This window comes from Candidatus Hydrogenedentota bacterium, from assembly GCA_012523015.1.
In the GTDB taxonomy this organism is placed as follows: domain Bacteria; phylum Hydrogenedentota; class Hydrogenedentia; order Hydrogenedentales; family CAITNO01; genus JAAYBJ01.
Genome location: JAAYJI010000017.1, coordinates 1 through 10,319 on the forward strand (window position 1 = coordinate 1; position 10,319 = coordinate 10,319).

The 10,319-nt window shown below is 51.2% G+C and carries 9 protein-coding genes; 6 read left to right on the forward strand and 3 right to left on the reverse strand.

Annotated elements, in window-relative coordinates:
* The 4 genes from GX117_00845 to GX117_00860 form a co-directional block, all read left to right on the forward strand.
* Window positions 1-362 (forward strand): hypothetical protein (locus GX117_00845; GenBank protein ID NLO31891.1); only part of this gene is annotated, 362 nt, incomplete at its 5' end.
* Between the two features lie 45 nt (window positions 363-407).
* Window positions 408-1,100 carry a hypothetical protein gene (locus GX117_00850; protein ID NLO31892.1) on the forward strand — a complete coding sequence of 231 codons (693 nt, stop codon included), beginning with the start codon at window positions 408-410 and terminating at the stop codon, window positions 1,098-1,100.
* Window positions 1,101-1,102: 2 nt separating this feature from the next.
* Window positions 1,103-2,602 (forward strand): hypothetical protein, encoded by a 1,500-nt coding sequence (locus tag GX117_00855; GenBank protein ID NLO31893.1) that lies wholly within the window; start codon window positions 1,103-1,105, stop codon window positions 2,600-2,602.
* A 4-nt stretch (window positions 2,603-2,606) separates the two neighbouring features.
* Entirely contained in the window at window positions 2,607-3,608 is a 1,002-nt protein-coding gene (locus tag GX117_00860) for a glycosyltransferase (GenBank protein ID NLO31894.1), read from the forward strand.
* A gap of 11 nt (window positions 3,609-3,619) precedes the next feature.
* On the opposite strand, the gene GX117_00865 is transcribed toward GX117_00860, so the two are convergent.
* Window positions 3,620-4,711 carry a peptidase M19 gene (locus GX117_00865; protein NLO31895.1) on the reverse strand — a complete coding sequence of 364 codons (1,092 nt, stop codon included), beginning with the start codon at window positions 4,709-4,711 and terminating at the stop codon, window positions 3,620-3,622.
* 501 nt (window positions 4,712-5,212) lie between these two features.
* On the opposite strand from GX117_00865, the gene GX117_00870 reads away from it, so the two are divergent.
* Together GX117_00870 and GX117_00875 are read left to right on the forward strand one after the other, a co-directional pair.
* Window positions 5,213-6,715, forward strand: a complete 1,503-nt coding sequence (locus GX117_00870) for a DUF2961 domain-containing protein (GenBank protein NLO31896.1) — start codon at window positions 5,213-5,215, stop codon at window positions 6,713-6,715.
* A 116-nt stretch (window positions 6,716-6,831) separates the two neighbouring features.
* Complete coding sequence (locus tag GX117_00875; GenBank protein NLO31897.1) at window positions 6,832-7,422, forward strand: 5-formyltetrahydrofolate cyclo-ligase; 591 nt, start codon at window positions 6,832-6,834, stop codon at window positions 7,420-7,422.
* Between the two features lie 80 nt (window positions 7,423-7,502).
* Here GX117_00875 and GX117_00880 read toward each other — a convergent pair whose 3' ends face one another.
* Complete coding sequence (locus tag GX117_00880) at window positions 7,503-9,839, reverse strand: hypothetical protein (protein NLO31898.1); 2,337 nt, start codon at window positions 9,837-9,839, stop codon at window positions 7,503-7,505.
* A 3-nt stretch (window positions 9,840-9,842) separates the two neighbouring features.
* On the reverse strand, window positions 9,843-10,319 hold a 477-nt coding region (locus tag GX117_00885; protein ID NLO31899.1), incomplete at its 5' end, for a hypothetical protein.

Below are 10,319 nucleotides of genomic sequence, written 5' to 3' on the forward strand. Positions count from 1 at the left end.
GCATCACCGCCGCCACAGGCGCGTGGTGGGCATGGTTTGGCAACCATGATATTTACAACTTTGAATCGGCGTCGCTCTTTCAAGAAATTACGATACCCATGGCAGAAGAATCCTTTTTATACATGGATATCGCGATCCCCCACTCCGATATGCCCTTCACCTTCCAAGTTCTTTTTAATGGAACGGTGCTGATGGAGTTCACAGAGACAGACGGACTCCTCTCGCAAAACTACCACACCTACAGCGCGGATATCAGCGATTTTGCCGATGGCCGTTCCGTCGTGCTCTCTTTCCTCTACACGAGCCTGGGTGAAATCGGCGACCAGTCCGCTCTCTTCCTCGACAATGTCATCATAAAATAATGGCGCACTGCTGCCGCTACGAATCACGGAGAACAATACACGGTTATGCAAGCAGAAGATCGGGTCATACATTTTTGCGTTGAACTCATTCATCAACCGCGCCCCTTACAGCGCCCGAATCTGCAAAAATTGTACTACAAACTTTCACAAAGCAAAACTGCCTACAATAACATTGATTTGAATGACCCCAACCAAGCCAAATTCCATTCGCAGCGCGGGAAGGCGCAATCGCTTCTGATCTTCCTTCCCGACCGCGTATTGATGGTTGAGGAATGGGCAGATATCCCGCAAAGCAGCTTTGAAGAAAAAATTAAATCTGCCTGCCCACAAATTCTTAAAGCGCGCGAGGTGTCCCAGATTGTACTGCACAGCGTGACCATTCGTTCCACCTTTGCCTTAACCCACTTTGACGATGCACGGCAATTTTTGCTCGACAATGCTTGTGGCTTGGAAGGCAAAATCAATCCTTATTTCCAACGGCCCGTAGCGACGGGAGGTCTGCGCTTTGTGTTCCCCGAAACGAAGGAACATGCCGGTGTGCTGCACCTGAATATTGAATCCTTCCGACACAGCACCAACGAAATCTTTGTTGAAGTGAAAGGTATCTTTGGCCGTCGCCCCCTGTCCCTTGACTCCATGGATGTACTGGTCGAAAGCCTTAAACAAACCCGTCACTTTATCACCGAACGGGTTCGCCCCTTCTTGCAGCAGTTCGATCTGCCTTCGGAGCTGTCGTGACCATGGACGCCCTTCTTCGGTGTTGGCCCGGGCTGGCGGAAGCTAAGATCCGATCAACCCTCTACGGGCACGCCCTTGAACATGGAGGCCGCAGCATCCACGAAGGGCTTTGGGTACACAATGATCCGGCCTCTCGCGATGGAGCAGGAATGGATGTGAATATCGCCGCTGTCTTCGCCCACCTTCGTGTTCCGATCATACGGTGGCCGGGCGGCGCTTTTGCAAACGACTACCATTGGCGCGCCGGCGTAGGGCCTATAGATGAACGGCCCACCACAGTGAATAGCGGTTGGCAGGAGTGCGAACCCAATACTTTTGGAACCAATGAATTCTTGCAAAGCTGCGCCCAAATCGGAGCCGCCCCTCTTATCACCATGAATTTGGAAACAGGCACGCCGAAAGAAGCGCTAGACTGGGTTGAATATTGTCAGTTCCCCGGCAGCTCTTCCTTGACCGCCTTACGGGCGAAACACGGCAGAATTCAACCTCATGCAATACCCTATTGGATCGCCGGCTCTTTATGCCAAGGGAAAAGCGCTTTTCTTTCAGCGGCCGATTATGCCAAAGAAGCGGCACGCTTTATCGTTCCCATGAGCCGATTCGACCCTCAGCTTCAGTTTTTACTACAAGGCATGACTTGCAGCTATGAGCATCCGAATGGGGAAAACTGGAATCAAGAACTGTGCGAAGCGCTGCGCGGACAGTCTTTCATGAATTATCTTTGCCTGGAACCGAGCTTTACCCAAGGCGGCGGCGCAACCTTTTCCAATGACGACTATGACGCGCTCTTTGCGCACGTTATCACCTTTGAAGAAGAGCTCGAAAAAGCAGAGGCTTTATTACACTACTATTTTCCAAAAGGCAATGTTGCCCTCGCCGTGACGGAATGGGGCATGAAACATCCGGAAGCAAGCCTTGAAAATGGCATGGAACAGCCCAACACCTTACGGGATGCCTTGTTTGCCGCGTCCATGCTGCATCTGTTCAATAAATGGTCTCCCCGCGTTGCCATAGCGAATCTGAATCAAGCCGTCAATGTGTTGCAGTGCCTCATGAAAACCAGACCGGGCGACCTCCTCTTAACGCCAACCTTCCATGTTTTCGATCTGATGATTCCTCATTATGACGCCCTCCGTGTGCGTACAGAAGTGGAAACGCCCTCTTTCGAAGTGCGCGAATCAGGCTCTTCCACGACGCGCAGCATTCCCTGTCTCGATGTATCCGCGTCCTTATCAGAGAACACCATTCGCCTCACCGTAATCAACAAGTCCCGTTCCCAAACGATTAAAACACGGATTGAACTAGGCGAGGCGAAAGCGGCAGCCGTATCGGGGACTGCCCTGCTGGGCGCCACACCACAAGATCAAAACACTTTCGAAGATACCGGCTGTGTGCGCCCCCATAGGCTGCATTTCAAATCCTTCAAAAACGCAAAAGACGAAGTGGTCCACAGCTTTCCGCCCCACTCTTTTACAGCACTGACCATTACCTTGGAATCTTAAGGCTGTGGGTGCGCCGCTCATTTCAGTCATCCTCCCCGTTTTTAATGGCGCCCCTTATCTGGAAGAAGCGCTGCGCTCCATCTTGAGACAAACGGAAGGGGATTGGGAATTGATCGCTGTAGATGACGGCTCCACCGATGATACGCCGGAAATCTTGAAGACCCTCACAGAACAGGATAAACGCATCCGTCTTATTCAACGAGATCACGAGGGTATTGTTGCAGCTTTGTGTCTCGCCTGCTCCGAAGCAAAAGGAAACCTTCTTGCACGAATGGATGCCGATGACATAGCCGAGCCCACGCGCTTTGCCGAGCAAGCAGACTTATTAAGACAGGAGCCGGAAGTGCAGCTTTGCAGCACCCGCGTTCAAACGATCGGCTCTGATTCCGGCACCGGATGGAAACGCTATGAACGCTGGATTAATGCGCGCTGTCATCATGACGACATTGTTCGTGAACTCTTTGTAGAATGTCCGCTGCCCCATCCGGGCTTTATGATGCGCCGCCTTTTTTACGAAAAGATCGGTGGTTATCGTGACCGAGGCTGGCCCGAAGATTACGATCTGGTCATGCGTGCTTGGCAAGGGGGCGCGCGATTCGCAAAACCGGATCCCATACTCCTTCGTTGGCGCGAACATCCTGAACGGCTGTCGAAAAACGACCCTCGGTATACGCCCAAAGCCTTTCGACAGCTGAAACGCCATTTTCTCAGCCATAGTTATCTCAAGCGGCGGACAGTGCCTTTTATCCAGTGGGGTGCAGGCGAAGTGGGAAAGCGTTGGCTCCGTGAATGGCCTACACCACCCCAAGCTGTAGTGGATATTCATCCGCGCAAAGTCGGGCGGATCATTCACGGTGTCCGTGTCATCCCGCGGGAGGCATTGCCCGCGCCGGGACAGGCTTTTGTGGTCATCGCCGTGGGCGCGCGGGGCGCCCGAAGCGATATCCGCCACTATCTGGGGCGCAAAGGCTACGAGGAACTGCGTCACTATCTCTTTATCGCCTGATGAAAAGTACATTACCGATCGGGAAGTGTTTCCCGTAAAACACGAAAGACATTACCCCCCATTATTTTGGCGATATCCGCTTCAGAAAAACCGCGATGTAAAAGCATATCGGTAACCAGACCCATCCCCGAAGCATCAAAAGGAGTCGTGACCATACCGTCCCAGTCTGATCCCAGCGCCACGTGATCGGAACCCACAAGATCAACTGCGTAGGCGAGACTTTTGAACAGCGCTCCCATGGAACATGCGCCAATTGCCCACGGGAAAAAGCCTATTCCAATGACTCCTCTTTTACGTGCGACTTCTCGGGCGTGGGCATCACTAATATTGCGTGAACAACAATAAGCACCGTAGAGTCCCGTATGAGAAATAATCAACGGACGGGTACACTGAGCGAGTACGGACTCCAAAAGCCGAGAGGAACTGTGTGCAAGATCCACAAGCATATGATGACTTTCCATCCAACGGAGTACATGAAGGCCAAAGTCAGATAGCCCTTCGCGCCTGTGCCCGTGGGCGCTGCCGCCAAGGGCATTATCATGAAGATGCACCAATCCGGCGGTGCGTACGCCGGCATCGAAAAATCGCTGTAAGTTATCCACATGATCCTCAAGGCTGTGAAGTCCCTCTACTCCTAAAATACCGGCTGTCAAGCGGGGGTCAGTCTGTCGATCTCTCAAAAAAGCATCAAGATCTTTTCGGCTCTTTATAATACGGAATAGACCCACTGATCGCGAGGCCGTGTCTTGAAGCAACTGAGCAGCATATAAAACACGCTGAAAGGTACTGTTATGGGTATTTGGCGGCCAACCTGAGGTCATTAACAGCCACTTCAACGCGTCTGTGTCTGATGGCAGCCACGGAATACCCGCTCGAACAGGAGCCAAGGTGGGGATAGAGAAAAACTGAAGTGCAATATTGCCTTGAAATAGGCGGGGAATATCTACATGCCCCCTATGACCAAAAGCCAGTAAATCGCGATTGGACAAGAGCGCGTCGCAGTGCAAATCGGCAATACTCAAGCGCCGGTGAAGGTCTTGGGCATGTGAAGAAATAAAATAGGGCTTCTTCAGCCGCGATCGATTCATTGTGCGAAGAAACAAATCCGTGCCCGCTCTCCAAAAATGCTTCCGCAATACGGAGACGCTTCTAAGTGAATTTGAAGCACTACAATTTTCGGTCTGCCCTTCCATCGCGCGCTTTCACTGAAGTCTTTGTATAAAAACAAAAGTCACGCTTTCAGTATAAGCCCTTACTTGGCCTTTGCCCAAACAGATTTGTGAACGACAGATGCAGAATTGAAATGCAACCAACCCTTCAGGGTGTTAACGTGCCTTCCAGTACATGTGGTGGCCGCTGATGGCACCTTAGAGGAATCTGCAAGTCTATGAGGTTGAATGAAACACGGAGCTTCGGGCTCGGTAAATGTCGCCCTACACCGGAAGCTTTGAGACGATTCCTGTCCATTGCATCTATTTTGTCTACGGTGTCCATCCTGTTCATCTTGTCCCTAAAAGCCCAATGTGGCACGCCTTATACCGTATCCACGGACTCTCAGCTTTCTGTATAATGTAAAGATTAAGTGAAAGCTAAGGAGTACACCAATGATCAGAAACCATCTTGCCAGTATTTTGCCCATGTTGTTGATTCTTTGTTTGGGAATCCTTGCCGCGATGCCAGAAGCAAGGGCCGATCCTTTGGAAACTCTTCCTCGTTTGAAAGAAGGACGTAGCATGCGTTCTTCCTCGAGCGCCCCGGACTGGCGCGCAAGCAATGCCGATGCACGACCCATCGCCTCGGGCGAAAGCCTTGTTATCGCGGATCTGGAAGGGCCGGGCGTCATTAACCATATCTGGAACACGGTGGCGGCAGAAGATAAAGGCTATTCCCGTTTGCTTGTCATTCGCATGTACTGGGATGGTGAGGAAGCGCCTTCAGTAGAAGTTCCTTTGGGCGACTTTTTCGCCATGGGACACGGCATAGACTATCCGCTCCAATCTCTTCCCGTAACGGTTACTGCTGAGGGTAAAGCACGGAACTGCTATTGGTCTATGCCTTTTCGCAAGTCAGCGAAAATCACCATCACGAACGAAGGCCCCGGCAAGGTGCACAGCTTTTATTATTACGTGGATTGGCGAAAACTGGAAGCATTGCCCGAAGATACTGCCTACTTTCATGCCATGTATCGGCAAGAATTTCCCACGGAATCCGGAAAACGCTATCTCATCGCAGCTATCAGCGGAACCGGCCATTATGTGGGCACTGTTTTGAGCGTGCGGCAACGTACCGCTCTTTGGTGGGGAGAAGGAGATGACTTTTGGTTTATTGACGGCGAAACGGAACCGAGCCTGCGCGGCACGGGTACAGAAGACTATTTCTGTGACCCTTGGGGACTGCGGGAAATATCAACGCCCTATTATGGTGCCCCTCTAATGGAAGGCTATAAGAACCCCCTCGATCGTTGCACCTCTTACCGTTGGCACATTACAGACCCTGTCCTATTCAACATATCGCTGCGATTTGAAATCGAACACATGGGCGCCGCTTTAGGGGAAGACGGTACCATACGTTCCGGTTTTGAAGAACGGTCTGATGATTTTTCATCGGTAGCTTTTTGGTATCAGATAGAACCTCACCAACCCTATCCTCCCCTTCCGAAAGCCAAAGACCGGCTCTATGAAGATACGGAAAAAATGATCCAAGCTGAAACCAAGCTTGAAGCTGCTCACGCATCAGCAGGCACGATCAGCGTTCAACCTGATGTGGGCAGCGGTGCAGGGCAACTGTGGTGGACACCTGTGGAAGCGGATCAAACGCTCGAATTGGTCGTAGACGTGACTGAAAACCAAGCTGATCACCTTTTTCTGGTGCTGACCTGTGCCCGCGATTACGGTATTTTCGATGTTGAATTGGATGGTGAGCTTGTCGGCAATACCCTCAACCTCTATAGCCCAAATATTAAAGGAAAAGAAGTACGTTTCACGATTCCTCCCCTTGAAAAGGGCGAACATCGTTTGCGCTTTATCAATAAAGGAAAAGATGAGGCGAGCAGTGGTTATTTATTTGGACTGGACGGGTATTTAATCTCGGTCATCGATTCCAACTAAGAGTAAGCTCTCGGCGATTTCTCGCTGTGCAGGGATGATCCGCATTTTTTCGCCCTTATAAAAAAAATAGGCGGCGCGCAAAGAAACGCGCCATATCAAAGAGAAGATGAGCCGTCATGACCTTGCTTCGTGAACAGAAAAGGCTGCTGCGTCAACGCTATAATCTGCGAAGGAAAGCTATGCCTCATGAAACGTGGCAGCATCTCAGTCAGGCTATTTTTAAGGCACTGACGGAAGCGCCTTGTTTCATCACGGCTCCTCGTTTGCTTTTATATCTCTCTTCCAAAGATAATGAAGTGGATACGCACGCAATCCTTAACGCGGCGTTAAGCGCCGGCAAGGAAGTTTTTGTTCCCCTCACCCAAAGTGATCCGCCAAGGCTTATATGGTCGCGGCTCAGACATACCGATACACTGCACCGCAACACTTTCGGCATCTTGGAGCCTGCCCCCGGCACGGCGGAGCTTGTGCCCACGCCAGCGGAAGGATTGTGTGTCACGCCCGGGCTCGCGTTTACCCGAAATGGGGCGCGGTTGGGCTATGGGGGCGGCTATTATGATCGCTTCTTAGAACATTTCCGGGGGGTGTCGGTGGGACTGGCTTTTGAATTGCAACTGGCGGCCAGTCTGCCCCAAAGTCCTCATGATCAAGGGGTGAACCATGTGCTTACGGAAAAACAATGGTATCCTGCCGCCCCGGAATGCTAACCATGCAAAGTGCCTGCATGAACAACGAGTAAACGCCTCACACAGGCACCCCACATGGTTTTATGCATGTGGGCGCGCGGTTACAAACCCCGACGCCACCGCATTTGGACTTGTTTGGTTTCTTCCGGATGCACCGTGTCGTGCATAATTGTTTCCCAAGCGTCTACGTCGGGTACGAGCGGAGGCGCGGTCTCAAGCACTTCTTGCTGGTGCGGTGTCAATTCCAAGTGTTCTTTTTCGATGACCGAACAGGTCAAAAATACGAGCAATTCATTAATCTGTTCTTTACGCGAATTGGTGCGGAACAGGAAATTCACCACAGGCACATCCCCCAGCACCGGCATTTTTCGGGTGGAGGTTTCTTGATCGCTTTTGCGAAGACCGCCGATAAAGATGGTTTGTCCGTCACTCAGCCGCATTGTGGAACTGATCTCACGTTTGTCTTCGATCGGTACCCCTTGGAACTGACCGTTAATCAAACTCTCTTTCGCATCGATCTTACAAAGGATTGTTTTGTCGTGGGTCACACGGGGCGTCACCGATAAGAGTGTACCAATATCTTTAAAGCGTGTATTCGTTTGGGAACCGCCCAAATTGGTCTGACTCAATTCTATATAGGGAACCTCTTGAGAGATCGCTATTTCTGCCGCTTCATTCTCTAGGGTGAGCAACACGGGATTGGATACCATTCTGCCATTGCGATTACGCACTTCCGCCTGAATTAATCCGCTCCAATCAATCTTGTCACTCAAAATACTATAAGCTAACATGGAGCCGGGCCGCTGCAATACTTCCAAATCAGTTGACAACGACAGCTCTTGCAGGTTGCCCACTGCGCGCCCGTCTTCGCCTAACGCGGCTTGACGACGAGACATGCGATGGAGCGAATTCATCAGCCATTGCACGCCCGTATCGGCATCATCACTTAACAGGGCATCCACAATCATCGTTTCAATCAACACCTGCCGTGTGGGAATATCAAGGGTTTTAATCAGATCTTGGACCTGTTCAATCACCACAGGTTGATCCGAGACCACGAGATGCATGGCGCGCTTATCACTGGCAACGCTGCCCAGTCCTTTGGTCAACATGGATTTCACCAAGGGTTCCAATTCGGCAGGTTCACAATAATTGAGGGCAATGGCTTTTGTGACGGTCGGCAATACCGGTTCTGCCACGTCCATTTGATGAATCATGGTGACCAGTTCTTCAACGCGATTTTTAGGCGCACTTACAATAATGGTGTTGGTCGTTTTATTGAGTGCTAGACTAATCAACGCTTCATCACGAACCCCTTTCACCATGCCGTCCAAAGTCTTCTTCACCTCTTCCACCTTGGCGTTTTCAAGGGTGACCATGGTCGTTTTACGGTTAACGGAAGCGGCTTCTTCATACGGTACGATAAAGTAAATGCCATCTTCTTCAACCATACCCAAGCCATTCATCCGAAGGACTGTTTCCATGGCAAGTCGTAAGGGTACTTGTTGTAAATTAGCGGTTACTGAACCGCGCAAATCAGATCCCGCCACGATATTGATATCGGCTCTCAACGCCAAAATCGTAACGATGTGTGTTAAGTCGGTATCACGAAAGTCGAGGCTGACCAGCTGATCGAGGGGATTTTCGCCAAGACTACGTTTGGGGCGCTCTTCTTGGGCAGAGGGGCTCGATTGGGGCGCGGCCGCCGCTTGCACAGCTGTTTCAGGAGTGCTGCTGTCCATGTTAAGGGCTTGCACTTCGCCCCCTTCTTCTTCTTTCAGGCTTTGCAACTGGCTGATAAGTGCAGCATTGGCGGCACGTGTTTCCTGTGTCGATTGTACCCGTGGCGCCGGCGGAAGGGGTTCATAGTCTTCATCATCGTCCATATCGACTGCCGTACCGGCTGCCGTGTCACCGGCGCCTGTGTCGTCCAAGTCTGTACCAAAGTCGTCTTCGGGGAAGTCAATTTCTACAGGATCATCCGTCGTGACAGAATCTTCGGCAGCATCGACGTTCTCCGCCTCAAAAGTGTCGAGCGGTAAGCCTCGTGCCATTGCCTCTTGCGGATCCATCGCCATAAAACGCGTTGTTTCTTGCATAGGCGGCAATAGCACTTCCGGAGCTTCTACGCTCAACAATCGCGGTGTTTGCGATTTTTCATCGAGCCGATCTCCGGCTTGTTGTTCGAGGATAAGCCCGTCCAGCGAGGAAGCGAGGTGCCCCACTTTGGTGTCGGGCCGTACCAGCACAGAGACGGGTAAGTCCGACTCGGATGACATGGGCGTTTGCAAATCAACCAATTGATCGGCAAGACTTGCATGTCGACTCTGAAAGTCTTCAGAGACGGACACGCCGCTTTCCACGGCGTACGCAGAAAGCGACACGAGGATCATCCCAAACATTAATCTGCATGCAGTTATGCGCAACGGATGCACCATGGCTTAATACTCCTTCATTTCAACAGGAATAATTGTATTGCCGACCTTAAAAAAAACACGAGTCGGTTCTATCTTCTCCACTTGAGCGCCATTGGGGAAAACAAAGCCGACATGAACGACCATATCATCCACAATCGCTAGGGGATACTGGGAATCCCATATAATTCCGCTCACCTCTCTTGCAGCGGTTGTATCAATTCTGATTTGTGACATCGCTTCCGTAGGTTCTTCACTGGCTTCACTCTGTCCGGAGCGCCGAAGCACACCGACCAAAGGGGACATGGGATTACGGGCAATATGCTCTTTCATATAGTCCAGCGGTTTGACTTCAACAGAGGCAATCATCGCCTGGATATCACTTAATTCCAATGCTTTCCCCGATCCGGGAAAAGGAGCGGCTCCCGCTTTGGCACTTGCTCTTCTGGCAGCGGCAGTACTCTTTGTTTTTTCTTTAGCGGATTGGGTGCTGTCTTTATCTGA